This is a genomic window from Paenibacillus azoreducens (assembly GCF_021654775.1).
In the GTDB taxonomy this organism is placed as follows: Bacteria; Bacillota; Bacilli; order Paenibacillales; family Paenibacillaceae; genus Paenibacillus_AQ; species Paenibacillus_AQ azoreducens.
The window spans coordinates 4,665,132-4,689,165 of record NZ_AP025343.1 but is presented as its reverse complement, the minus strand read 5'-3'; the positions used below and the strand labels follow the sequence as shown (position 1 = coordinate 4,689,165).

The 24,034-nt window shown below is 48.0% G+C and carries 22 protein-coding genes and 1 pseudogene; 15 read left to right on the top strand and 8 right to left on the bottom strand.

The window, feature by feature from the left end; all coding sequences use genetic code 11:
* Positions 1-481: 481 nt before the first annotated feature.
* On the bottom strand, positions 482-1,531 hold the full coding sequence (locus L6442_RS20595) for a 2,3-butanediol dehydrogenase (RefSeq protein ID WP_212980946.1): 1,050 nt from the start codon (positions 1,529-1,531) through the stop codon (positions 482-484).
* A gap of 455 nt (positions 1,532-1,986) precedes the next feature.
* Between L6442_RS20595 and L6442_RS20590 the strand changes: the two genes are divergently transcribed.
* The 9 genes and pseudogenes from L6442_RS20590 to L6442_RS33170 form a co-directional block, all read left to right on the top strand.
* The gene (locus tag L6442_RS20590) at positions 1,987-3,018 is read left to right on the top strand and encodes a LacI family DNA-binding transcriptional regulator (RefSeq protein WP_212980947.1); all 1,032 of its coding nucleotides are present in this window, start codon (positions 1,987-1,989) and stop codon (positions 3,016-3,018) included.
* Positions 3,019-3,055: 37 nt separating this feature from the next.
* Complete coding sequence (fosB, locus tag L6442_RS20585; RefSeq protein ID WP_194233680.1) at positions 3,056-3,478, top strand: metallothiol transferase FosB; 423 nt, start codon at positions 3,056-3,058, stop codon at positions 3,476-3,478.
* 20 nt (positions 3,479-3,498) lie between these two features.
* Positions 3,499-4,083 carry a histidine phosphatase family protein gene (locus tag L6442_RS20580; protein WP_212980948.1) on the top strand — a complete coding sequence of 195 codons (585 nt, stop codon included), beginning with the start codon at positions 3,499-3,501 and terminating at the stop codon, positions 4,081-4,083.
* A gap of 246 nt (positions 4,084-4,329) precedes the next feature.
* The gene (gene pfkB / locus L6442_RS20575; protein ID WP_212980949.1) at positions 4,330-5,262 is read left to right on the top strand and encodes a 1-phosphofructokinase; all 933 of its coding nucleotides are present in this window, start codon (positions 4,330-4,332) and stop codon (positions 5,260-5,262) included.
* Positions 5,263-5,584: 322 nt separating this feature from the next.
* Positions 5,585-6,250, top strand: coding sequence for an HAD family hydrolase (locus tag L6442_RS20570; RefSeq protein WP_212980950.1), 666 nt, complete (start codon positions 5,585-5,587; stop codon positions 6,248-6,250).
* Positions 6,251-6,479: 229 nt separating this feature from the next.
* Positions 6,480-7,520, top strand: a complete 1,041-nt coding sequence (locus L6442_RS20565) for an ABC transporter substrate-binding protein (RefSeq protein ID WP_212980951.1) — start codon at positions 6,480-6,482, stop codon at positions 7,518-7,520.
* Positions 7,521-7,592: 72 nt separating this feature from the next.
* The gene (locus L6442_RS20560; RefSeq protein ID WP_212980952.1) at positions 7,593-8,519 is read left to right on the top strand and encodes an ABC transporter permease; all 927 of its coding nucleotides are present in this window, start codon (positions 7,593-7,595) and stop codon (positions 8,517-8,519) included.
* Complete coding sequence (locus L6442_RS20555; RefSeq protein WP_212980953.1) at positions 8,519-9,313, top strand: ABC transporter ATP-binding protein; 795 nt, start codon at positions 8,519-8,521, stop codon at positions 9,311-9,313. The genes L6442_RS20560 and L6442_RS20555 overlap by 1 nt, the downstream gene beginning before the upstream one ends.
* Positions 9,314-9,367: 54 nt before the next feature.
* A pseudogene (locus L6442_RS33170) lies at positions 9,368-9,463 on the top strand (LysE family translocator); the annotation flags it as partial.
* Positions 9,464-9,790: 327 nt separating this feature from the next.
* Here L6442_RS33170 and L6442_RS20545 read toward each other — a convergent pair.
* Positions 9,791-10,459: a DJ-1/PfpI family protein gene (locus L6442_RS20545; protein ID WP_212980954.1), complete on the bottom strand. Its 669-nt coding sequence runs from the start codon at positions 10,457-10,459 to the stop codon at positions 9,791-9,793.
* Between the two features lie 145 nt (positions 10,460-10,604).
* Between L6442_RS20545 and L6442_RS20540 the strand changes: the two genes are divergently transcribed.
* Both L6442_RS20540 and L6442_RS20535 read left to right on the top strand, forming a co-directional pair.
* Positions 10,605-11,519 carry a LysR family transcriptional regulator gene (locus L6442_RS20540; protein ID WP_212980955.1) on the top strand — a complete coding sequence of 305 codons (915 nt, stop codon included), beginning with the start codon at positions 10,605-10,607 and terminating at the stop codon, positions 11,517-11,519.
* Positions 11,520-11,792: 273 nt separating this feature from the next.
* Entirely contained in the window at positions 11,793-12,311 is a 519-nt protein-coding gene (locus tag L6442_RS20535; protein WP_212980956.1) for a PadR family transcriptional regulator, read from the top strand.
* Between the two features lie 411 nt (positions 12,312-12,722).
* Here the strand turns inward: L6442_RS20535 and L6442_RS20530 are convergent, their stop codons facing one another.
* The 5 genes from L6442_RS20530 to L6442_RS20510 all read right to left on the bottom strand — a co-directional run bounded on the left by L6442_RS20530 (position 12,723) and on the right by L6442_RS20510 (position 18,612).
* The gene (locus L6442_RS20530; protein ID WP_194233669.1) at positions 12,723-13,328 is read right to left on the bottom strand and encodes a response regulator transcription factor; all 606 of its coding nucleotides are present in this window, start codon (positions 13,326-13,328) and stop codon (positions 12,723-12,725) included.
* The gene (locus L6442_RS20525; RefSeq protein WP_212980957.1) at positions 13,325-14,431 is read right to left on the bottom strand and encodes a sensor histidine kinase; all 1,107 of its coding nucleotides are present in this window, start codon (positions 14,429-14,431) and stop codon (positions 13,325-13,327) included. Before L6442_RS20525 ends, L6442_RS20530 begins: the two co-directional genes overlap by 4 nt.
* A 26-nt stretch (positions 14,432-14,457) precedes the next feature.
* On the bottom strand, positions 14,458-15,591 hold the full coding sequence (locus L6442_RS20520) for a DUF418 domain-containing protein (protein WP_212980958.1): 1,134 nt from the start codon (positions 15,589-15,591) through the stop codon (positions 14,458-14,460).
* 258 nt (positions 15,592-15,849) lie between these two features.
* Complete coding sequence (locus tag L6442_RS20515) at positions 15,850-17,994, bottom strand: YhgE/Pip domain-containing protein (protein WP_212980959.1); 2,145 nt, start codon at positions 17,992-17,994, stop codon at positions 15,850-15,852.
* Positions 17,995-18,084: 90 nt separating this feature from the next.
* Positions 18,085-18,612, bottom strand: a complete 528-nt coding sequence (locus L6442_RS20510) for a YfiT family bacillithiol transferase (protein ID WP_212980960.1) — start codon at positions 18,610-18,612, stop codon at positions 18,085-18,087.
* A 202-nt stretch (positions 18,613-18,814) separates the two neighbouring features.
* Between L6442_RS20510 and L6442_RS20505 the strand changes: the two genes are divergently transcribed.
* Together L6442_RS20505 and L6442_RS20500 are read left to right on the top strand one after the other, a co-directional pair.
* A complete protein-coding gene (locus L6442_RS20505) occupies positions 18,815-19,363 on the top strand; it encodes an RNA polymerase sigma factor (protein WP_237100016.1) in 549 nt (182 codons plus the stop codon).
* Positions 19,350-20,729 carry a DUF4179 domain-containing protein gene (locus L6442_RS20500; RefSeq protein ID WP_212980961.1) on the top strand — a complete coding sequence of 460 codons (1,380 nt, stop codon included), beginning with the start codon at positions 19,350-19,352 and terminating at the stop codon, positions 20,727-20,729. The genes L6442_RS20505 and L6442_RS20500 overlap by 14 nt, the downstream gene beginning before the upstream one ends.
* A gap of 289 nt (positions 20,730-21,018) precedes the next feature.
* Here the strand turns inward: L6442_RS20500 and L6442_RS20495 are convergent, their stop codons facing one another.
* A complete protein-coding gene (locus L6442_RS20495) occupies positions 21,019-21,765 on the bottom strand; it encodes a polysaccharide deacetylase family protein (RefSeq protein ID WP_212980962.1) in 747 nt (248 codons plus the stop codon).
* A 424-nt stretch (positions 21,766-22,189) separates the two neighbouring features.
* Here L6442_RS20495 and L6442_RS20490 point away from each other — a divergent pair, with 424 nt between their 5' ends.
* Positions 22,190-23,026, top strand: coding sequence for a sensor histidine kinase (locus tag L6442_RS20490; RefSeq protein ID WP_212980963.1), 837 nt, complete (start codon positions 22,190-22,192; stop codon positions 23,024-23,026).
* Positions 23,023-23,700 carry a response regulator gene (locus tag L6442_RS20485; RefSeq protein WP_212980964.1) on the top strand — a complete coding sequence of 226 codons (678 nt, stop codon included), beginning with the start codon at positions 23,023-23,025 and terminating at the stop codon, positions 23,698-23,700. Before L6442_RS20490 ends, L6442_RS20485 begins: the two co-directional genes overlap by 4 nt.
* Positions 23,701-24,034: the final 334 nt, after the last annotated feature.

Genomic DNA, 24,034 nt, shown 5'->3' with positions numbered 1-24,034 from the left:
AGGATGCACAATCGCAACAATTCTGCCTCCCAACCACAAAACGCTTGAAAAGGATGCACAATCGCAACAATCCCAACAATCTCAAAATCGCAACAATTGCACTTCGGCTTCAACACTCGAGAATAGCGAGATTTACTGAAGATATAAGAAAGTATAAACTTCGGAGATCTCGCATCCTTAAATCGCAAGAAAAATTACTGCTAAACGCGGTCTGTCTTCTATGAGAGTACGTCGATAGACGTTTTTCTAACGCACTATATTTTTTATTAAACATGAAAAAGATCCCCTTACAGCAGCAGGTTTATTTATTTCACCTGTCTACCGTAAGGGGAGCATAACAATTGAAAATTAAGATTAGAATTTAAAAGTTATTTGGCGTCCCCCAAAGCAAAGAATTCGGAATAAGCATCGAAGCATAGGTCCACGTTGAGGGGGAGTATAGCGGGATGAATCTGGATAGATCAATAAAATGGCAAATGGATTACTCAGGTTTAACGAGAATTTTAACTTGGCTTTTCTCTTTCAACAGCGTTTCGAAACCTTCGGATAGAACATCATTCAGTGCAATGCGTTTGGTTACGAGTTTTTCAGCAGGGAAGTAACCCTGCTCCATCAGGCTGATTACAGCCGGGAATACATCGCGGTAACCGATAATGCCGTTGATGCTGCGTTCCATTAACACGACTCTGTTTGGATGGATTGGAGCTTCTTTTTCGAAGATGCTGACAATCATCAATTCTCCGCCCATGCGAGTGGATTCGAGCGCTTGTGTCAGAACCGGAGGTACGCCGGTAACTTCATAAGCAACATCCACGCCGCCATTGGTGCGTTTATGGATTTCTTGTACTGCGTCGTATTCTTTCGGATCAATAACGATGGCGCCGAGTTCAGCTGCTTTTTGCTTGCGTTCCGGAGACAGCTCAACGGCATAGATTTCAGATGCGCCGGATGCTTTCAGCGCCTCGATGACCAGAAGACCGATTGGGCCTGTGCCGAATACGGCTGCTTTATCGCCGACTTTCAGTTTGCTTTGGCGTACAGCGTGCAGGGCAACAGCGGACGGTTCAACAAGCGCGCCTTGTTCGAAGGATACGGATTCAGGAATTTTGTGAACCATAACTTCATCGGCAGCCACATAACCGGAGAATCCGCCGCCACCGCCGGCAAGACCGAGGAATCCCATTTTATTGCACAAGTTATATTTGCCTTGTTTACAAGCTTCACATTTTCCGCAAGCATAGATAGGTTCAACAACTACGCGGTCGCCAACGGCAACTTTAGTCACGCCTTCGCCGATTTCCACGACTTGTCCGGAAAATTCATGACCCATGACAATCGGAGCTTTTTCGCCTGTCAGCGGATGAGCTTCTGCTTGAGGGATGAAGATAGGTCCGGCAACATATTCGTGCAGGTCGCTGCCGCAAATGCCGCACCATTCCACTTTGATTTTCACCTTGCCCTTTGTTGCAGCAGGTTCTTGAATGTCGTCCAGACGCAGATCTTTTTGTCCATGCCATCTTAATGCTTTCATTTAAGTCATCTCCAATTTATATGATAAATGCTTAATATGTTTTGGATGAGCTCTTTTTCGCTCATTTCGGAAACGTTTCCGGAAACTAATATGTCATAACCATATAACATTGTCAAATTTAAAATGAGGAGATTTTTATATTGCAGAATTTATATATAATTTGTGCTTTTTTGCACTTGTAGAATTGGTGCGGGCTAGCGCATTTTTAGTTGGGGATTAAATGGTAATAAAAATTTTTTTTGTCGAGAGCAAAGCGGCACCATCAATTGGCATCGCTTTCAAACTTTAGAGACTAATTATAAAAAGTGATGTTTCTGTCAAGATCCTCTATATGATTTATCGAAAAAGCCTTTAATGGTATAATATAAGTATGATCTTATCGGAATGATTGTATAATCGGGAAACGGTTCCGAAAACACTCTGAAAAATGAATTGATTGAAAGGATTGGGATGGCTTGACAGACAACACAAAAGTAACCATCGAGGATGTGGCGAAAAAAGCGGGTGTCGGGATTGCGACAGTGTCCAGAGCCATCAACAATTCCGGCGGCATCAGCGAAAAAACGAAAGCTAAAGTGCTGCGGGCGATCGATGAGCTTGGTTTTATTCCGAGCATCGCGGCGCAAAGCCTGAAAATTCGGAACACGAACCAAATTGCGCTTGCCGTTCCGGATATCCGCAATGCCTTCATGCCCGAAATTGCGTGGTCGGTAGAGCAGGCTGCCAAGCAGCACGGATATCGTGTCGTTAATATTAATACTTCGGGAATCGGGAGTATTGAACTGGAGACCATTCGGGATGTAAAAAAGCTGCATGTCGATGGACTCATCATATTGCCGCTGGCGTACCCGAAATCGTTTGTGGAATTGGTCAATAAATCTCCGCTGCCCATTTCCGTGATCAATTACGGCAAGAAGCTTACGGAAAACATTAAGGCGGACGTGGTATGCTTGTCTCAACCGGAGGGCCGTCTTGCGATGGAGCATCTCATCGGCATTGGCCGCACGCGGATCGCTTATGCCGGAGCGCCGAGAGACATCATCGAAGAACGGTATAACGCCTACGAAAATTCTCTCAGCCATGTGGATGTATCGCTTGTGTATTTTGGCGAGGATTTTTCCTTGAACACGGGAGCGAAAGCTGCGGATTATTTTAAAAGCCTGAAAAACATGCCGGATGCCGTATATGCCGGTAACGATATGGTGGCGATAGGTCTAATCAACCGCTTCAAGGAGCTTGGGGTGCGCGTTCCGGAGGATGTGGCCGTCGTCGGCATCGACAACAATATTTGGACGACGATTACATCGCCGCAGGTCAGCTCGGTATCCATTATGGGGGTTGAAGTATCCCGATTGGCTACGGAACTGCTGCTGAAGCGGATTCGCGAAAACGTGCAGGGCGTATACGAACGGGTTCAGTTTGAACCCAGATTGATTGTCCGGGAATCCAGCGTCACCATGAAACGCAGCACGGTTTACTTGGAATGAAGTTTGCCGGATCGTCTCGCTTGAAAGGAGCGGCAGGATGAAATTACAGGGGATCAATCATTTTTGTTTCTCCGTTTCGGATTTGGAAACTTCGGTATCTTTTTACGAAAAAGTGTTCGGCGCCAAGCTGCTCGTGAAAGGAAGGAAGCTGGCATACTTCGATCTGGACGGGCTGTGGATTGCATTAAACGAAGAGGACGTTGAACGTGAATCCGTGCCGCAGACTTATACCCATGTCGCATTTACGGTTGCCGACGAGGAATTTGATCTGTGGCATCTGCGTCTTCGGGAGCTGGGCGTACGAATCCTGCCGGGGCGCGAGCGTGATGAAAGGGATAAGCGCTCGATTTATTTTCTGGATCCGGACGGCCACCGATTCGAGTTGCATACCGGTACGCTTGCGGATCGGCTGGATTATTACAGGGAAGAAAAAGGGCATATGACTTTTTTTGCCGACTGACACAGGCAGGGGGAAAACGCATGACGACGATTGGTTGGGTAAGGCATGGAAATACCGACTGGAATGCGGTGAGAAGGACGCAGGGACAAACCGATATCCCGCTGAATCTTACCGGGCGGGCTCAGGCGCGCGCGCTCGCGGAACGGTTTAAAAACGAGAGCTGGGATGTCGTATACACAAGCGATTTGTCCCGGGCCCGTGAGACGGCGGAAATCATTGCCAAGGCGCTGGACGTCCCGCTATATGCGGATGAACGGCTGAGAGAAATGGGCTTTGGCCGGATGGAAGGGACAACGGAAGAAGACAGAATCCGGATGTGGGGCGAAGAATGGAGAACGCTTGACCTGGGCCTCGAATCCGATGAATCGATGGTGCGGCGCGGAACCGAAATCGTTAAGGAAATTTGTCTTCGCCATCCGGGACAGCGGATTCTGATCGTTAGCCACGGCGCTTTAATTACGGCGATGCTCTCGGCGCTTGTTCCGGACAGAGGGGAGCGCGAGCATTTGCATAATACATCGGTAACGCTGATCCGCAAGCGGGATGAAGAATGGGTGTGCGATTTGTTTAACTGCCGCCGCCATCTGGATGCCATAAATTTATAACATTTCTCCCGGGCAGGGGACTTGGAATCATTGTACAATTTCAAAACTGCAGGTATACTTTGGGATATTGCCGATGTGTCCGTTTGTCCGAGGACACCCAACATCAGGTTTAGGACACGGATTACCCGGGGAACATCGAGATTACATAGCGGTTGTGAGCATGGATAGAATCAGGGCCTTCCCCGCGTCCGTCAAGCAGCTTTGACGCTCACATGACAAGCTAAGGATTGGATGACGGAAAAACATATGATTACGACTGTAACACTGAATGCAGCCATCGATAAAACATATTACCTTCCAGCGTTTCCGCTGGGCAAGATGTCCCGGGTCCAGCGCTTTAACGCCGCGCCGGGCGGCAAAGGCATCAATGTGGCCAAGGTGGCTGCGCAGCTTGGCGAGCCTGTGACGGCCACCGGTTTCGTTGGCGGGATGAACGGAGAGATCATCAAGCAGCTGCTCGACCAGATCGGGATTGCTCATGATTTTGTGTCCGTTGCAGGGGAATCGCGGCTTTGCCTGAATATTCTGGACGAGGCAAAGGGAACTTCCACCGAGCTGCTTGAGCAGGGACCAAGCGTTGACGAAGGGGCGCAAAAGGCGATGGAAACAAAGATTCGCGACCTTGCTTCCCGCTCTAGAATCGTCTGTTTCAGCGGCAGCTTGCCTGCCGGCGTTCCGAAGGATTATTATGTTGGGCTGGTTGCGATTGCCAAGGAAGCGGGAGCTTATGTCATTCTGGATGCCAGCGGCGACGCGCTGCGTTTCGGGCTCGAAGCCAAGCCGGATATGATCAAACCGAACGAGGATGAAGTTGCGGCGCTGCTTGGCATCGAGGTGGCCGATGAAGAGGCACTCCGGCAGGCTGTGGAAACACTGCTTCAAAAATACGATATGGACCGGATCAGCGTTTCTTTGGGAGGGGCAGGCTCCATGATTGCGGCCAAGACAGGTTGTTACCGGGTTAAAACGCCAAAAGTGGATGTGGTAAACACGGTAGGCTGCGGAGATTCCTTTGTCGCCGGGATGGCCGTATCCCTGGCAAGAGGTTCATCCTTCGAGGATGGGCTTGCCTTGGCTTCTGCGGCGGGAACCTCCAATGCGATGACGGATCAAGCGGGAATGATTGATCCGGAAGTTGTGGATCGGTTGCGGCAGCAGGTTCAAATTACGCGTCTGTAAACATGGTCCGCAGCATTTTATGTCTTACGAGACTTTATTAAAAACGCCCTGCATTTCATGTTTTGGGCCGGACGCCGAAGCGCGTTCGGCCTTGTTTACTTTCGGGGTCCCCGCAAAGTATTTGGAATAAGCATCGAAGCATAGGCTCCACTCCGTACTTTTGCTCCGCAAAAGGGCCCCTTTTTGAGAAGCGCCCTTACTTCTTTCCGATACTCTTTGCAGGGGTGTTTTGGGTTGGCTGGACAATTTAAAAAAGGGAATCCGCCCCGGACGGAGAACTGTTCCTTTAGGCTTTAATTACGACAATGAAAAGGTGAGCAAATTGATCAAGGCAGTAATTTTTGATTTCGACGGTTTGATCGTGGATACGGAAACCCCGGCATATCACGCCTTTTGCAAGGTGTACGGCGAATACGGCAGGGAGCTTCCGCTTGAAACATATGCCAAGTGCGTGGGGACTTCTTTTGATGCGTTTAACCCCTACACTCATTTGGCCGAGATGCTGGAGCACAAAGTTGATTCCGAAGTGATCCGCAAGCAGGTTGATGTGGAGTACCGCGAATTGCTGCGGCATATTCAACCGAGGCCAGGCGTAGTGGATTATTTGCGGGAAGCGGGCGAGCTTGGGCTGAAGGTGGGGCTTGCTTCCAGCTCTTATTTCAATTGGATCGAACCGTATTTGACGAAGTTTGATCTGCATGGCTATTTTGATTCCATCAATACGGCCGACCTGGTTCAGAAGGTGAAACCGGATCCCGAGTTATACCAACTCTCCTTGCAGCGGCTGGAGGTGCAGCCGGATGAAGCCATCTCCTTCGAGGATTCCCTGAACGGCTTTATTGCAGCCCAAAAAGCTGGACTCCATACGGTGATCGTGCCAAACGAGATGACGCGCACATTTTCTTTTGAGGATTATGACCTGAAAATTTCCGGAATGGATAGCATGCCCTTGCAGGACCTCATTGCGCGTTTGGAGAGGCAGAAGTGAATTTTGTAATATTTGAGCAATCGGTGGATTATTCCAAATATTAAGATTCAACATTTTACAATAAACGGATTGACGGATACGGGAGTGCCCATTTATGATAATGAATAATCAATCGGCAGGATCGGATTTAGGGTCCGCGTTTGAAAGGGGCGCTTCTTTTTTTTAATCTAAGACTTTAGCGCTTTCGAACGTAAAAGCAATGTAGAGGAAAATAATGGAGGGGGCTTTGATGTTCATGAAAAAATGGTTAGCGGTTGTAATGTCAGCGCTCCTCGTAACGGCGCTGGCGGGCTGCGGCAATCCGGACGGCAAGAAGTCGGAGGAGTCGCAAGGAGCGGGAAACCAGACAGACAAGAAGACTTATAAAATCGCTATTTCCCAAATCGTGGAACATCCTTCGCTAGATGCGACGCGGGAAGGATTTCTGGCGGCACTGAAAGATGCGGGGATTTCCGAGGGGGATAATTTGAAGGTTGATTACAAAAATGCGCAAGGAGATCCTACCAATAATTTGTCGATCGCGCAGACGATTGCCGCGGACAAGAATGATTTGGTACTGGCCATCGCCACGCCGTCGGCTCAAGCGATCGTTCAGCAAGTAAAGGATAAGCCGGTGCTGTTTGCAGCCGTAACGGATCCGCTTGATGCCAAGGTGGTGTCCAACCTGGATAAACCGGGAGGCAACGTGTCCGGGGTTTCCGATACCAATCCGGCGGCCGTGCAAAAACTGATGGATTTCATCGCCAAAAATTTCCCGAATGTCAAAAATGTCGGTATTGTCATTAATGAAGGAGAACCGAATGCGGTGGTGATGGCTAAAAATGCCGAGGAGGCTCTCAGCAAGCATAACATCAAACTGGTTAAGGCAGCCGTCACCAACACCTCCGAAGTAAAGCAGGCGGCAGAATCCCTGGTAGGGCGCGCCGACGCTATTTTCATTACGCTGGATAACATGGTGGTAAGCGGCGTGGACACGATTATCCAGGTAGCGAATAAAAATCATATCCCGTTTTTCTCGAGCGACCGCGATACGGTTGAGAAGGGCGCATTTGCCACCGTCGGTTTCAAATATTTCGACCATGGCTACCAGGTGGGACAAATGGCTGTGGATATTTTGAAAAACGGTAAAAATCCCGGCGACATGAAAGTGACGATGCAGGAGAAACTCGATTTAATCTTGAATCTGAAGGCCGCTGAGGCTCAAGGCATTAAGGTCACGGATGAGATGAAAAACGAGGTTCAGGATAAAGAGCAAAATATCATTCAATAGCATTGGGAAACGGTTGCAGGGGAGTGGCGAAATCCTTCGTCCACTCCTTTTATGTCATAGGGAGGTAGTTTTATGTTGAATTCAATCTTGGGTGCGGTTGAACTTGGTCTTCTGTACGCGCTGATGGCACTTGGCGTTTATATAACTTTCCGGATTCTTGATTTCCCGGATTTGACCGTTGACGGCAGCTTTACGACAGGCGGAGCCATTGCTGCCGTCATGATTTCTCATGGAGCGAATCCTTGGCTGGCAAGCTTCGTTGCGTTTTTGGGAGGGCTTGCGGCGGGGATTTGCACGGGACTCCTGCACACAAAAGGCAAAATCAACGGTCTCTTGTCCGGTATTTTGATGATGATTGCCCTGTATTCGATCAATATGCGAATTATGAGCGGGAAACCCAATATCGGAATGCTTGGCGTGGATACCGTTTTCACCTCCATAAATCCTTGGATTTTCCTTCCGATTCTTTCGATTGTCATTTTGCTCCTCATGAATTGGTTCCTGCACACGGATCTCGGGCTGGCGCTGCGCGCCACAGGCGATAACGACCGGATGATCCGGAGTTTCGGCGCCAATACGGATACGACCAAAATCATCGGCGTCAGTCTGTCCAACGGCGTTGTGGCATTATCCGGCGCTCTTATCGCCCAGCATTCCGGTTTCGCCGATATATCGATGGGAATCGGGATGATCGTCATCGGGCTAGCGTCAGTCATAATCGGCGAGGCGATTTTCGGGGCCAGAAACGTCATTCACGCCACGATCGCCGTTGTGCTTGGTTCAATCGTTTACCGGATCGTCGTCGCGCTTGCGCTGCGTGTGGAGTGGCTTGATACTTCCGACCTGAAAATCATTACGGCGGTCATCGTTATCGCAGCGTTGATTTTCCCGACCGCAAGCCGGGCAATCAAGCAGAAGAAACAGGCGCAGAAACGGACGGCCGAATTATCCGGGTTGCGGGACGTTTCGAACAGCCGGACCCTTGGAGGTGATCTGTAATGTTGGAAATATTCCATGTATCCAAGCTGTTTAACCCCGGTACGCCGGACGAAAAAATTGCTCTGAATGATATCCGACTGCGCCTTAATCCAGGCGATTTTGTGACTGTTATCGGCAGTAACGGCGCAGGCAAATCAACGCTTATGAATATTATTTCGGGCGTTATGAAGCCGGATGCGGGAGATGTTAGGATCGACGGCAAAGCGGTCAGCCAGCTTCCTGAATTCCGGAGAAGCCGCTGGATTGGGCGGGTTTTCCAAGATCCGATGGCCGGAACGGCCCCGCATATGACCATCGAAGAAAACCTCGCCATGGCCTATGCGAGAGGAAAACGGCGCGGCTTAAGCATCGGTATCAACACCAAAAGACGCGCGATGTTTCGCGAGCAGCTGCGGCGTTTGGGCATCGGACTTGAAAGCAGGCTCCGTGCCAAGGTAGGCATGCTTTCTGGCGGCGAACGGCAGGCGCTGAGCCTGCTCATGGCTACTTTCACCGAGCCGGAAATTTTGCTGCTTGATGAGCATACCGCCGCTTTGGACCCGGCGAGAGCCGAGCTCATCACCAGGCTCACGGACGGCATCGTGAGAGAAATGAAGCTGACAACCCTCATGGTTACGCACAATATGGAGCAGGCGATCCGCCTCGGCAATCGCTTAATCATGATGGACAAAGGCCGGATTATTCTCGATCTTGATGAAAAGCGAAAGAAGAACCTGACGGTTGAGGAACTGCTCGCAGAGTTTGAGCAAATCAGCGGCCATAAGCTTTCCGATGACCGGGTCGTGTTAGGGTAATACGCAGTAGAAATGCCGCAAAAAGTATGCAATAAATGTTAGGAGATGATATTCATGGACATCGCAACCGTATTGTCTTTTCTCGGGGTAGCCGTACTTCTTACATTGATTCCCGGCCCGGACAATTTGTTTGTGCTTGCACAAAGCATTTATCCTTCAGGCCATCGTCATTTTTGTGGGAATCAGCTTTTTTTCGGAGAAAGTGCGGAATCTTTTGTTGAAAAGTCCGTTTATCTCTAAAAAGCTAAACTATATTCAAGGCGTATTGCTAGGGATTATAGGATTGAATATTGCCTTTAGCGGAAACAAATGACGAAAACAATTCAGATGGTTTTCAAGAATTAGAGTTTGATGATCAAAAGAGACCAAGTGACAATGGCACGAATAGAATCGCGATTTGGAGAGCAAGCGGTAACGCTGGGGACTTTGAAGAGATTACAGCAGGAAAGCCGTCCGGAATGCCGGACGGCTTTTTCTTTATCTACTCGCATGATTGAAATATTCAATATCATTTTTGTAGACGTTGTACGCTTCGGAATACTCCATCACTCTGGCCACTTCCAGAATGAAGTCTTCTTCGTATCCGGCTCGTCTCAGCAAATGGAAGCCCATCTCCATGCCGGATGCGATGCCGGCTCCGGTAATGATTCTGCCGGTATCGACGATCCGCGCTCTGCTGATTGTACAAGCCGGTGCAATCTCGGCAAGGCGATCGATCGGCACTTTGCCCATTTCCGATGCTTCCAGCCGATCCGGTTCTTTCCGGCTTGTTGCGGGAAGACCGTCCAGCAGTCCCATGTTCCCGTAGATCCAGGAACCAGTGCAAACGCTGGTCAGCAGCGTTGTTTCGGGAAGTGATTTAATGTATTGATGCAGCCGTTTATTGTAAGTTTCCTGTCTTGTTCCGAAACCTCCCGGAATCAGAAACGCATCCATGTCAGGCATTTCATTGAAACTGTAGTTGGGATGTACAGTGAGACCGGCTTGTGTCTGGACGGGTCTTAAAGAATCCGCAACAAGAAAAACATCAAGTTCGGGGTCAAGCCTCCTTGCAACAGAAAATACGCCGTAAGGTGCCGCATAATCAACAACTTCAGCATCTTTGAAAACATAAACTCCGAGTCTAAAACCTTGTTTTTTACTCATAATTACTCCTCTCGCTTTCCCATCGAATTTTAAAATATATTTTTCATTTTCTTACGTGATTCATGATATCATGGAATCAGGTATCGTAGTCATGATAGTAATCGATATAATGTATTTAGTTTTTCGATATCAGGAGGGGTTCAATGTGATTGAATTGCTTGAAGGAAGATTCTTTAAAACTTTTATAGTCGTGATGGAGGAACAAAGTTTTAGCCGTGCAGCGGATAAACTGGGATATGTTCAATCCACCGTGACAACACATATTCAGCTTTTGGAGCAAGCTTGCGGGCAGAAATTGTTCCATCGATTGTCCCGTGGGGTCAAACCAACGGCAGCGGGTGAAAAACTCATGAAATATGCTTATCAATTTATCCACTTGGGGACTTCGATCGAAGAAGCTATGAATGAGATCGAGCAAGCCCAAGGCACGGTTTATCTTCGAATGCAGGAATCCTTTTTTCTGACGAGGTTCTCTTCGTTTATGCAGCCTTTCATGAGGGAATTCCCGAAAGTGAAGTTTCGGATTGAATCCGGGTTCCATCAAGATATTCTGGATCAAGTGCTGAACCACGCGATTGATTTTGGCATCGTGCCGCGCGACCCGCAGCGAAATGACATCCTGTTTTATCCTTTGGTTGAAGAAAAATTGATTTTTGTCGCATCGGGTGCTTTGGCGCTGGAAGTTGGGCGAGAGGGACTTGAGCGATTAAACCAAGAAGTCATGATCAGCTTCGGAACCGATTGCTTATACCATACACAGGCCGGCATGGCGCTGCAGGAAGCAGGAATCGACGTCAAGGAAGCAATTGAACTCCCGAGCCTGGAGATGATTAAGCAATCCGTCAAATGCGGAAATGGGTTTGCATTGGTTCCGGAAATCGCGGTGCAGAAAGAACTCGAAGATGGCCAGCTCAAAGTGCTTCCCATAAGTTCAGCAAACTATTCTATGCATGGATTGATCGTTCATAAAAACAGGGAATTAAGTTATCCGGCAAGATTATTTCAATCGGAGTTGGTCAAGCGATCGCCACTATCCAATGATGAATCGTTAATGATATGAGGTTACTTATTACCTGAGCGTCATACCGTGGCAAATTCCGGATTTTTCGGTGTCTAAGTATGAGAACCAGCTGCGCGAGCTGCATCGAATTTTGGAACAACAAGGGTTTTGGGATACGAGCTGCGATCGGTTTATCATTGCCGCGCGCAAAAAATGATTAGCCCGTGGATATTGATTCTCCAGTTCATCTGTGAAGGCAAGGAAATAATTTTTGACCTTCTAGTCAAGGATGACTATACTAGTAATAGCAATAGCACCGAAGGAGTCTTTGATATGGATGAACGCGAACTGCTTGTTTTGGGCCTGCTCATGACCCAAAGCCAGCATGGTTATCAAATTAATGATTTTATCGAGCGGAATTTGGGACAGGTGTCCGATATGAAAAAGGCGACGGCCTATTCCATTCTGAAACGGCTGGACAAACAGGGCTGCGTGAATGTAACGGTCGAGCAGGAAGGCAACCGTCCGCCGAGACAGATTTATTCGATCACGGGCAAAGGGGAGAAGCTTTTTTACGAATTGCTTCGTTCTTCGTTGGCTCATGCTGAAAACGTTACGCCGGCAGGAGATATCGGGCTGATGTTTATCGACCATCTCGAGCGGAAAGATGCCAGGGAACTGCTGGAAATCAAGCTCCGTAAGGTGGAGCAGTTTATTGAGATTTGTTCCTCGATCCCCACACATGAAGAGGGCATAGGGGTCAACCTTGCTTTCCGGCACCGGCTTGCTTTGCTTGAATGCAACAAAAAATTTCTGCTGGAAACGATCCGGGAGCTTGATCGATGGATGTAGCCATCTGAATAATACTTCTAACCATACAGAAAGACAAAAGGGGTTGTCTCGGATCGTCATGCTGAAATGACGAAGGAGGCAACCCTTTTCTATCAGAAAGTATTAACGGGGTCCCCGCAAAGTAATCGGAATAAGCTTCAAAGGTCATGCGTCTCCTATCTTTTTCTTTATAAAAGCCAAGACAAAGATCAAACCAGGTTTCAGTCATGGAGCGGCCTAATCCGGTATACTGCCAACTATCGAATCGGGAGAGAAGCCGTTCCCATGCTTGTGCGGTTTCCAACGCTTGCCCATAATCGTGATTCAAAATATGTAATTCCGCGATATCTAAAAGCGCTGACGATTTCTCCCGGGCGTCGTGTACCGGTTAATAATCATTCAACAATAAGCAGTCCCTTGCCGCGTACAATTTTACAGCCATCCTTTTTCATCGGCAATATTCACGGCCTGCTGCCTCGAGTCGGCTTCCAGCTTCTGAATCGCCGAGGACAAATAGTTCCGCACGGTGCCCTTCGTCAAGAAGAGGGCCTTGCTGATATCACTTGTCGTCATACCTGTTTTGGTGAGGCGCAGCATCTCCGCTTCCCTTTCGCTTAACGGATTAACTTCTTTCATTAAGAGCGCTGCCGCCAAATCGGTGCTGATCACCCGTTCCCCTGCCATGACCCGACGGATCGACTCAATCAGATATTCAATCGGTTCATCTTTTAACAAGTAGCCATTTACTTGAGCTTCAGTCGCTTTTTGTAAATAGCCGGGGCGGGCAAACGTAGTGACGATCATGATTTTGCAGGGCAAGCCGGCATTTCTGATTTGTTCAGCCAACTCAAGGCCGTTGATGAAGGGTATTTCAATGTCCAGCACACAGACATCTGGCTGATGCCGTTGAATCGCTTCCCAGGCTTGTATACCGTCCGGCACTTCAGCCAGCACTTCAATATCGGGTTCAAATTTTAACAATGAGGCGAAAGCGCCGCGCAGCATCTGCTGATCTTCGGCAATGACAACTCGAATCATGTGGCAAGTCTCTCCTTTCCGTGCTGACGAAGCGGCAGCTGCATAGAAACAACTGTTCCCCCGTCCGGTGAGCTGTCCACCGTGAAGGTTCCATGAAGAGCTTGCATCCGCTCCTTCATTGACTGAAATCCATTTCCGGCTGCTGCCTGCAACAGACCAACTCCGTCATCCGTTATCGATACACAGTACAGATTGTCCAACGTTTCCAGCCTGATTGTACAATGCTTTGCTTGACTGTGTTTCACAATATTGGTCGTCGCTTCCCGAACAGCGAGCGCCATCATCGTTTCCTCTACGCTTGCTAACAGGGGAGGCATTCCATCTTTCACGATTTCCAGTTCAATCCCTGCCGTCTGCAGCAGCTTGCGGGTATGCTCGATTTCATGCTCCAGAGAGATGAACTTCATATCGGAAACCAATTCTCTCACCTGCTTCAAGGCGACTCTTGAGGTGTACAGTATATCCTTCAGTTCTTCTTTGGCCTGCAATGGGTTCCTATCAACCCACTTCGAGGCCAGCTCGCTTTTCAGTTTAATCATCATGAGGGTTTGCCCCAGCGTATCATGAAGATCTCTCGCAATCCGCTGCCTTTCCTCCTGTTGAATGTACTTTTCAAGCTGTTGGTTGGCCGCATCCAACTTGCTCTGCAGGCGCTTGGATTTTTCCATAATATAAATACAGATCGGGAACAGCATTTGAACTATCATGACAGGAAGGAAGAGGAAATCGTCCATCCTTCCCCAATACACAAGGATAAACATGATGGCAATGGCTGCAATCGCAATACCAATATGCCGCTTGGAATGAGACCTTCCGATCTGGTCCGCAAATATAAAACCGTAGATTAAGAGTTTCGGATTTATAAAACTACTGATTACAGCAAGTGTGGCAAGACCGGCTAGAACGGCCGCTAGAAGATACCCATTGCGGTACCGCAATCCTATACAAAAGCAAGCAAGAAATATAAGCAGAAGAAGGAGGCTACCCAAAAGACCCAGCTTCGAACTGGAGCTGAGAACGTTGTAAATTAAATTTACGATCGCGATCACATCTAAGAGCAAATAATTTTTGATCAGATCTTTTGGGTAAATCTTGAATATCATGAATGACCTCCAGTTCGGTTATCGGGTTATCTGGATTCGATGATTCCTAATGCTCGTTTGCGTGCAGCTTCCATTGGCCCCAGCTTAAAGAGGCGAAGCCATGTTGAGGCAAACCATAGCTGGAATAGGGAAATGCCGATCCAGACCGCTATAATTCCCAGGGAATTCAGCTTTCCGCCTAAAGCAAAACCCCAGCCATAAAAAAGAACGGAACCTATAATATTTTGCATGACATAACAGCTTAATGACATTTTCCCGGCAGATTCAAGCAAGCGCCACAACCAGTTCCACTTCGTATATTGTATCATTTTTCCAATGAGCGCTATATACCCAAGTGAAAGAAATGGGGCAAATAAATAGCGTGCAGGCAGATCGAAGGCGCCTCCGGGGATAAAAATCAACAGGTTCAGCGGCAGTCCGATAAAGAGTCCCAATTTCAAGAGCTTTTTACGCTGCCTTTCGCCGTTTTCATCTTGCGCAAAAACCCCTGACCGCATGAGACGAACGCCAAGCAAAAATAAAAAGACATTCATGGGAATAACGAAAATGGACTCTGCGCGAAGCTGCAGGAAATGAGCCAGCCGATATTGGACCTGCTGCAGCCAAGAACCGTCTTGATAGAGAGCAACTACCTGATCGAAGCTGCCCAGCGACATATTGCTACCCATTAAAGCAAGAAGCAGGATCGCCAAGATAATGACAACATGGAAGCTGCCAATTACTTTCATCGCAACCGATATGAGGCGGTCACCGCCCCGAACGATGAAGGCTGCAATCATGCCAGTGATTCCGTAGCTCATTAATATGTCATACTCCATGACCAGAGTGAAATGAAGCAGGCCTTCCATAAACAGGATGATGAGGACCCACATATAGGCTCCTGGCCAAGTTTTTCCTGTGCGCATCGATTGCTGGTACTTTAATTCCAGTCCTACCCCAAACATAATCGTCAACAAGCCAAGCATCTTCCCGTTCACGAGGAATAACACGATCATTCTGATCAAATCATCGAGCTCCCACCAGCCGGTATAACTAGACGTCAAAATATAAGATAAGTCCCCCAATTGCGCGAATATCCAGATGTTTGTTCCTAGAGTTCCCAGAATGGCGAACCCTCGCAGAATATCAAGCAGACGAATTCTCCCTTTGTGTTGCTCCACATTGCTCCCCCTCTTCTCACATTTATTAACGTGGTTTTATTGTAGTTGTGAAAAGAGTGACGGAACATTCACACCTGTAATGAGATTTTTATGACAGGTGTCATCTCTGCGTGTTTTCTTGTGGAATACAAAAGGGACTTCCTCCATCATTGGTTTTTGGTTTGGCCCAAACGGAGTGAAGTCCCTTGATTATTTAAGTTTTAAGCGGAGTTTATTCTGAAATCGCAAGAAAAATTACAGCCGAATGCGGCCCTCGCTTTAATGAATCAATTTGCTCTCCTTGGCTTTCTTCACAAGACCAGCAGCTAGTTGATTGATGATGCCCTTTAAGGCAAGACCAACGACCAGCGTGATGGCGACGAAGATGCACATCGTCAAAAGATCACTCCGCACAATATCCCAGAGAATGCCCCCGACCGATTCGCGCATCATGCTGATGCCATACGTAAACGGGAGGAACGGATGGATTGCCCGGAAGAAGGCCGGCGTGGTCTGGATCGGAAAGGTTCCGCCGGAACCGGCGAGCTGAAGCACGAGCAGCACAACCGCCAGCGCTTTGCCGACATTGCCGAATACCGAGACCAACGTATAAACGATGAGGATGAATACCACGCTGTTGATCATTCCAAAGATGATAAACCAAGGTTTATCGACGACATAAGCACCGAGCAAGAATATGTCTCCTGATGTGACGAGAATCGACTGAAGCAGGGCAATCGTCAGGAAGGTTAGAAATCTGCCGAAATAAACCTCGTAGCTTCTGTACGATTGATCGCCGTGGACTTCCGTCGTCACGAGGGATACAAGCAGGGTAGCCCCGACCCATAACGCCAGCGTAGAGAAGAAAGGCGACATGGCAGAGCCGTAATTCGGAATAGGATACAGCTGATTTTCTTTCAGAACGACAGGTTCGCCAAAAAATTGGCTTTTCAGTTGGAAATTGTTTTTGAGAAGGTTAACCAATTCCTGCAGGCTGCCTTCGGATTCGAACTGCCGCATTTTTTGGGCGAGCTCGGATATTTTGGCTTCAACGACCGGGAGATCCTTCTGGATCTCACGAATCCCTTCGCTGCCGAGCGTCAGCCCTTTTGATGCGTCGCTTAAAATCTTTTTCACGTCCGGCACGCTTTTCAGCGCATCGTTTAAGACAGTTTTCGTTTTGGCCGCCGTTTGCCGAGCTTTGTTCAGACCGCTTAAGATCGCGGGTTCAATTTCACTGTCGTATCGGCCGATAATGTCGCCGAGGATTCGCGAGATGTCTCCGGAAACCTGATTCAGGCGGTCGACCAAATCCGAAGCGGGTTTCTCGCCGTTTTTGATGGCGGTGCTGATGCCACTGACAAGCCCTTTTTGCTGCTGCATTTTATCCTGAACCTGCCGCAGCTTTGAACTGACAAAACCGATGCGGTTGCCTGTCACCTTGTTTAATTGGTCAAACCAGTTGACAAGCTGGGATTGAACTTTAAGCCCGAGATCAATTCCGGATGATACCCGATCCAGCGTATCGGTTACGACTGCCGGATCCACGTTTGCGTCTTTCAGCACCGAAGTAAGCTGCTGCGCCGAAATCGCGGTTTGCTGAAGCAGGAGAAGGTCCTGCTTTACGTTTGGGGCGATGTTTTTGGCCACATCGGAGGACTGCGCCAAAAAGCTGTCCAAGCCGCTCGCCAATTGCCGTCCGTTTTCCGCGATTTGGGTCACCAATGGAAGATCGGTTTGCGCTTTGCTCACAAGCTGATCCGTTTTATGTATGTCATTCGCGGCGACGTTGACAATGTGATTGATCTCAGGGAAGCTTTTTTCCAATCTAAACACGAGGGAACGCACTTTTTCGATGGTCGGCAGCTGCTCCTGCAGTTCAATGCCAAGCGCATTAAATATTTTGAAAATGGTGCCATTGGCCGTTTCGATAAAGTTTTTGCTGACTTCATGAATGATACCGCTTGCGCCCGAAGAAGCGATCTTGGGTGAAATGGCGTTGATCTTTTCATTTACGTAATATAATATTTCGGCTTTGGTAGGATTATTGGTGAGCACGGTCGCGATTGTTGCCGAGAAGTTATCGGGAATGACGATGCTGGCATAATAATTCCCGTGTTTGACGCCTCTTACCGCATCTTCCTCGCTGACGAACCGCCAGCCGAGTTTGTGATTTTCCTTCAGGGAATTGATGACTTCATTTCCCAAATTGATGGGATTGCCGCGAATCGTCGTGCCTTTGTCATTGTTGGCAACGGCAATGGCTATGCCCCCGGTGTTGCCGTAAGGATCCCACGAGGCTTTGATGTTGAACCAAGCATATAAAGAAGGCAGCGCGATAAGCCCCAGAATGATCACCAGCGCCGCCCAGTTGGTAACGATATTTCGGATATCTCTGCCGTAAATGAGTGCAATATTTTTCATGAAGCTGCATAACCTCGCCTGTCTACGATTTTTTGTTAGTATTTCCTTGGTTGCCGCATGTTAACCGCTCGCGCACGGATTCGAAACTGCCTACCAATCCATCCGGCGGACCAAAGAAGTAATATGGGCCAGATGATGGCGGCCGTGCCAGGCGTAAAGGCCAAGATGGCGGTCGAGCCGGGTTTTTCCGTTGACGGGATGTACATAGGAGCGGTGCCAGTCATCTTCTTTTAAAGATTTGAAAAGGAGTGCCATACGTGCATGAATACCGTCCAGCATCTTAAGGGATACCTCTGGAGCGGGATTCACGGAATCAGGCAGTTCAGCCCATAATGTTTCTTCATAGGGTTTGATGACGGGTTCATCCTCAGTCAGCGCCAGCTTGACTCGAAGCAGCGCGTTCATATGGCTGTCGGCAAGATGATGTATCACTTGGCGCACCGTCCAGCCGTCGGGCCGGTAAGGGGTATCAAGCTGTTCCTCCGATAGTCCGCTGACGGCATCCCTTACTTGCCCAGGTAAAGCGCGAAGCTGGTCAATCCAATAGCTGCGTTCTGCCGGACTGATGGCTTGAGACGGTGAAAATTCCCCGATTGGATAACGTAAATCTGAACTCATTAGCATATTCCTCCCCCGCTAGCGTTTTAAGATTCAACTTTAGCTTGTTATAACTATATGTTGAATCTCGAGCAAAACGATATTTTTCACAACTTTACCATAAGATAGCTTAAATTTTACAGACTTTTTTTCGGATTACGAACCAAACGGTTATGCGATTCAAAGCGTATATAGAGAGTAACCAGGTAAGGAGGAAGTTCCAGTGGTGGACAATCACATGTTATCCGAAGAGGAGGCGCGGGTTTTGTATGAAGCCCATTCGCCTTATGTTTACGGAATTGCCCTGATGCTGACCCGTTCTCCAGCGATTGCGGACGACATCATGCAGGAGACGTTTTTGCGGGTATTCCAGAAATATCATACATATGATCCGTCAAGGCCATTAAGACCGTGGTTGTATCGGATTACAGTTAATTTAGTGAAAAGCACGATGCGCAAACAAAAATGGCTTTTGTTTCAGGATACATTACCGGAACGGCATGATGGGAATACGCTTGAGGATGGTATCGTGAGAAACGAAGGAGAACGGGAATTATGGGAAGCAGTCCATGCGCTTACTCCCAAAAGAAGGGAAGTCATCATTTTGCATTATTATGCCGGATTGACTTTACCGGAAGTGGCTTCCGTGCTGCGCATCCGTGAGGGAACATGCAAATCGAGGCTGCATGAAGCATTAAAGCAGCTGCGGCAAAGTGGTGTAACAACGGCAATGGGATTTCCTGTAAGGAGGAAATGCAATGAACCGAGATAGGATCTATGGAGATGAAAACTTGAGGCAGCAGGATGCTTTGCTGCGGAGCAAAACGCAGGAAATGCCGGATCGGTTGGGCAACTTGGTTCCTCATACCACGTTTCAAGCTGTGTGGGGCAAGCATCATCAGTTTCTCATGCAAAACGGAGTACGTTCCAAGCGCAAAAAACGATGGGGCATAGCTGCTTGCGGGCTTGTCATGGCAATAATTGTGGCAGGTACGGCTTTTTATACTTCGCCTGAAGTCCGTGCCGCGTTAGCCAAGTTTCCTTTTATGAAAATGCTTCTGAAAGACGGCGAATTTAAAGAGCATTATGGTCTCTCGCAAATTGAAAAGCAGGATCTGGGGGTCAAGCTCAACCGGTCCGTGACGGATCAAAATATTCGTTTTACAGTGGACGAGATTTTTTATGACGGAATTCAAATTGTGCTGAACTATGATGTGGAGTATTTGAATGCCAAAGAAAAAATCAATGAAAAAGATGCGAGCGTCTACTACAATCTTGCTATTATCGGAGCCGAACCGGATATGATGAGCACACATAAGTTTACGATTCTGAATGATCATTCTTTTATCGGCAGTACGCTCATTGATGCCTATCAGTATCTGGACGGATATCAGCTTCAAATGAACATCTCCCAGATCGGACAAGTGAAGGGGGATTGGTCGGTTACGATACCTTTATCCGTTTCCAAAACGGATCCCCACACCAAAACCTTTTTTCCGAACAAGGTATTTGAGATGGATGGCAAGAAAAGAACGGTGGAGCGCATCACCATGACGCCGGTAACGACACAGATTGTTATTCGTTCTGAGGATAAAAAAGAAGGAAGCGACCTTTCTTTTAATATAAGAGATAATTTGCAAACATTATTTTATAGCAACGGTGGGTTGGCAGGCAACGGAAAATATATCAATAACTTTGCCCCTCCTTCTTCAATTAACCCTTACCCCGAATATATCGAAATTGCCGTCAATAAAAAAATGAGGATGAATCATTTGGTACAACATGAAGAAACAGCTGCTTTGACGAACAAATTCCCGATTATCCTAAAAGGAGCGCATGGAGGAACCGTTTTAATTACGAAGGTGGAGTATAGCGAAGACGGTACGATGTTATATTATGAAGCGAGCGATGCGGAGAATCAGTACCCGATGATTGTGCTGATGGATTCAAAAGAGCATGTCAACATAAGCGAACCTGTCCGAATTGCCAAAGATCGGTTTGCGTTTAAAATGAAATACCCTAAATTGGACATAAGATCTTCCTTGAAAGCCAAGGTTTTTATTAATGAATATGAGCCTGGTTATAAACCGGAACCGCCGGTATGGGTCAAAATACCGCTGGACTGGTCGAAACCCTGAAACTGGAACCCGGAAGACGGCGGATTGATCCTATTAGATGGCTGGAAAACGCAGTGCAATCAAGGGTATGGTAGCGGGGGCTTGCAGACTCAGAAGTTTTCTGCGTATTTTGTTTGCTTGCTTTTGCCTGATCAATAAAAACGGCCCCACAAGGGGCCGATAGAGCTAAGCGAATGAGTGTACCAGCAGGATATCGATATTTCAGAAAATGTCTGCCGTCTGTCTGCCATCCGTTTGCAGTCGGAACCAGCTCGGCTGGTTTCCTGACTTTGCGGGTGCCTTTTACCGCTCAAGGGATATTGTACCGCGTAAGCTCGGAAACGGTGACGAAGCGGAATCCTCTCTTTTTCAGCTCCGGCAGTATTTTCTTCAGTGCATCGATGGTTTGCGATTTTCCTTCGACATGATCATGCATCAGCACGATATCGCCGTTGCGCGCATTGCCAAGCACTTTCTTTACGATTTTGCCTACTCCGGGACGGTTCCAATCCCGTGTGTCCTGATGCCAGGACCACATCACAACCAAATATCCTTCTTTTTTGGACGTTTCAATCATGCGGTCGCTGTAGAAACCACCCGGGGGGCGGAACAGATAGGATCTTTTTCCCGTGGCTTTGAAAATAGCCTCCTGCGTTCGTCTGAGCTGGTTGGCGATCGTTTCCGCGGAACTGCCGCGGTTGAAATAGGCATGGTCATAGGTATGATTGCCAAGCTCGTGGCCTTCGGCCACCTCTCTACGCGCGACCTCAGGATGTTTCTCGACTTGTTTGCCAACGACAAAAAAAGTTGCTTTGGCATCATATTGCTTGAGAAGATCCAAAATATGCGTCGTTTCTTCCGGATCGGGACCGTCATCAAAGGTGAGTGCTATCACTTTTTCTTTATTGGGGACTTCCCAAATGACGTCTCCGCGCTGTTCATAATATTCCCGGCCTCGATTGCCCGAAGGGGCGGCAGCGGCAGCAGGGGAGAGGACCTCCATGGCTAAAATGGCGGCGCATGCGATCAACAGCGTGCGGCGAAAATATACAAGCATGGCTTCGACCCCTCCTTCAGTGTGAAATTCCATATATAGGCCCGTCCGTAAAGTCCGTTGGTAGTATGCGACAGCGGATGCCTAAACATACATTGCGGGGAAGCGGCGGCATTTTTTTTAATATCAGCAAGTTTAAATACTTTACAGAACCAAAGCATAATTTGGGGTTATTTATTGGGGTCCCCGCAAAGTAATCGGAGTAAGCTTCGAAGACCACACGTCACTTTGTGGGGTTATTTATTGGGGTCCCCGCAAAGTAATCGGAATAAGCTTCGAAGGCCACACGTCACTCAGTACTTTTGCTCCGCAAAAGCGCCCCTCTTTGAGAGTCGCCCTTACTTCTTTCCGATACCCTTTGTGGGGTTATTTTCCGCTTCGCTTCATGCTACAATGTTGGAATTAAAGCCATTTTGGGGAGGGCGCTATGTCTTATAAGCAAATTAAATGGATGATCTTGATTGTCCCGACCTTAACGGTAGGGCTGTGGGAATATGTGCGCCATACGCTGTTGATGCCTTATTTATCGATGGAAGCGGGAAATTTTCTCACCCCTGTGTTCGTATTTTTGATCAGCATGACGCTGCTCAACCAGTTATTTATGCGGTTAGAGCAGGTGCAGGAGGAGCTGAATAAAGAAAGGGCGGAAAATGCGGCATTAGCAGCCAGAGATTTGCTTGCAAGGGAGTTACACGACGGGATAGCGCAGTCGCTTTTTCTTTTGTCAGTGAAAATGGACCGTGCGGAGCTACGGCAGAAAGAATCCCAAGAACGCTCCGATTTCGAAGAGATGCGGAAACTTGTGCATGAGGTTAACCGTTATGTGAGACAAGCCATCGCCAACCTGCGCTTCCCGACTCAAACAGATGAGAGGGAATATGAGGATTCCATGCGATCGCGAATCGAACATGCGGCACAGGAGGCTTTTATCTGTCCGGCCATTCATTGGAGCATTCCGGATTCATCCTTCACCGCCAAGGAAAAGGTGGAACTGCTGGCATGCATCCGCGAAGCGCTGCTAAATACTCAAAAACATGCTCACGCCGACCTGGTTGTCGTAACAGGCAGTGGGGATGAGCATTCATGGATTGTGCGCATTGACGATAACGGAAGAGGGGCTAAACAGGACCCTTTTCAAATGAAAGACAGGTATGGGCTGCGGATCATGAAGGAACGGGCAATGGAACTGAAGTGGCAGATGGAGTTTATCTCTTTGCCGAAGGGGAGCAGAGTAGAAATCCGGAAAGGGAAGGTGTTAACATGAGCATATTTCGGGTACTGATCGCGGATGATTCCGCCCATGCACGCGAAGCGGTGGTTGATATTTTATCTGCGGATCATTCGTTTGAGGTCGTCGGACTGGCTACAAGCGGCGAAGAGGCGATTGCGATGACGGAAAGGCTGATGCCTGATCTTATTTTGATGGATATTCAGATGCAGGGGATCGGCGGTCTGGAGGCAACCAGGCAAATCAAGCTTCAGTTCCCATATGTCAAAATCGTGATCATAACCGTATCGGACGATGCCTCACATCTGTTTGAAGCGTTGAAGCAGGGAGCGCAGGGTTATTTATTGAAAAATCTATCCCCGTCCACCTGGATTGAATACTTGCAGGCCATCATGAGTGACGAAGCCCCGCTGAGCCGCGAGCTGGCTACGCAAATTCTGCGCGAATTTCCGCTGACAATGAAAAGTCCCGAACATCATGAAACGCTAACCAATAGGGAGCGTGAAATCCTGAACTGGGTCGCCTCCGGACTAACGAACAAAGAAATCGCGGCGCAACTGCATATATCGGATCAAACAGTGAAAAATCACCTGAAAAACATACTGCAAAAACTTCATTTGGAAAACCGGGTGCAATTGACGCGGTACGCATTGGAAAAAGGGCTAGTAGGCCGGAAACCGGGATTATTCACCAAGCTCTGGAAGGAATGAGATGCAGGGGCAGATGAAGATGCAGATGTTCGTATATCGCATTTTTTGATGCTTTTCCTGCTCCTGGCTGAAGATCTGTGAAATGGAGTAGATAGAACCGGAAACCGCTAAAATTGGATTACAGGCAGCCGGTTTTATTCTAAGAATGAGAAATATGGCAGCCGTTTCAGTCTGAGAAGGAAAAAGATGCGAAAGTGCAGTTTTTATGGGTGAAAATCATTTACTGAAGCCAAAAACCTGCAAAAGTGCAGGCTTTTGATGGAGAATATTCATTTGTAGAAGGAAATGTAGGGAAAAGATGTATTTTTGCATTTATTTCGATGAAGTAATCTAA

Excerpts from the sequence above, each read along its gene's own strand:
- fosB (WP_194233680.1), top strand. The coding sequence starts at position 3,056 with ATGAAATTACAGGGGATCAATCATTTTTGTTTCTCCGTTTCGGATTTG.
- L6442_RS20485 (WP_212980964.1), top strand. The coding sequence starts at position 23,023 with ATGAGCATATTTCGGGTACTGATCGCGGATGATTCCGCCCATGCACGC.
- L6442_RS20500 (WP_212980961.1), top strand. The coding sequence starts at position 19,350 with ATGAACCGAGATAGGATCTATGGAGATGAAAACTTGAGGCAGCAGGAT.
- L6442_RS20510 (WP_212980960.1), bottom strand. The coding sequence starts at position 18,612 with ATGAGTTCAGATTTACGTTATCCAATCGGGGAATTTTCACCGTCTCAA.
- L6442_RS20560 (WP_212980952.1), top strand. The coding sequence starts at position 7,593 with ATGTTGAATTCAATCTTGGGTGCGGTTGAACTTGGTCTTCTGTACGCG.
- L6442_RS20555 (WP_212980953.1), top strand. The coding sequence starts at position 8,519 with ATGTTGGAAATATTCCATGTATCCAAGCTGTTTAACCCCGGTACGCCG.
- L6442_RS20530 (WP_194233669.1), bottom strand. The coding sequence starts at position 13,328 with ATGATTCGAGTTGTCATTGCCGAAGATCAGCAGATGCTGCGCGGCGCT.
- pfkB (WP_212980949.1), top strand. The coding sequence starts at position 4,330 with ATGATTACGACTGTAACACTGAATGCAGCCATCGATAAAACATATTAC.
- L6442_RS20565 (WP_212980951.1), top strand. The coding sequence starts at position 6,480 with ATGTTCATGAAAAAATGGTTAGCGGTTGTAATGTCAGCGCTCCTCGTA.
- L6442_RS20535 (WP_212980956.1), top strand. The coding sequence starts at position 11,793 with ATGGATGAACGCGAACTGCTTGTTTTGGGCCTGCTCATGACCCAAAGC.
- L6442_RS20515 (WP_212980959.1), bottom strand. The coding sequence starts at position 17,994 with ATGAAAAATATTGCACTCATTTACGGCAGAGATATCCGAAATATCGTT.
- L6442_RS20595 (WP_212980946.1), bottom strand. The coding sequence starts at position 1,531 with ATGAAAGCATTAAGATGGCATGGACAAAAAGATCTGCGTCTGGACGAC.
- L6442_RS20490 (WP_212980963.1), top strand. The coding sequence starts at position 22,190 with ATGTCTTATAAGCAAATTAAATGGATGATCTTGATTGTCCCGACCTTA.
- L6442_RS20545 (WP_212980954.1), bottom strand. The coding sequence starts at position 10,459 with ATGAGTAAAAAACAAGGTTTTAGACTCGGAGTTTATGTTTTCAAAGAT.
- L6442_RS20580 (WP_212980948.1), top strand. The coding sequence starts at position 3,499 with ATGACGACGATTGGTTGGGTAAGGCATGGAAATACCGACTGGAATGCG.
- L6442_RS20525 (WP_212980957.1), bottom strand. The coding sequence starts at position 14,431 with ATGATATTCAAGATTTACCCAAAAGATCTGATCAAAAATTATTTGCTC.
- L6442_RS20495 (WP_212980962.1), bottom strand. The coding sequence starts at position 21,765 with ATGCTTGTATATTTTCGCCGCACGCTGTTGATCGCATGCGCCGCCATT.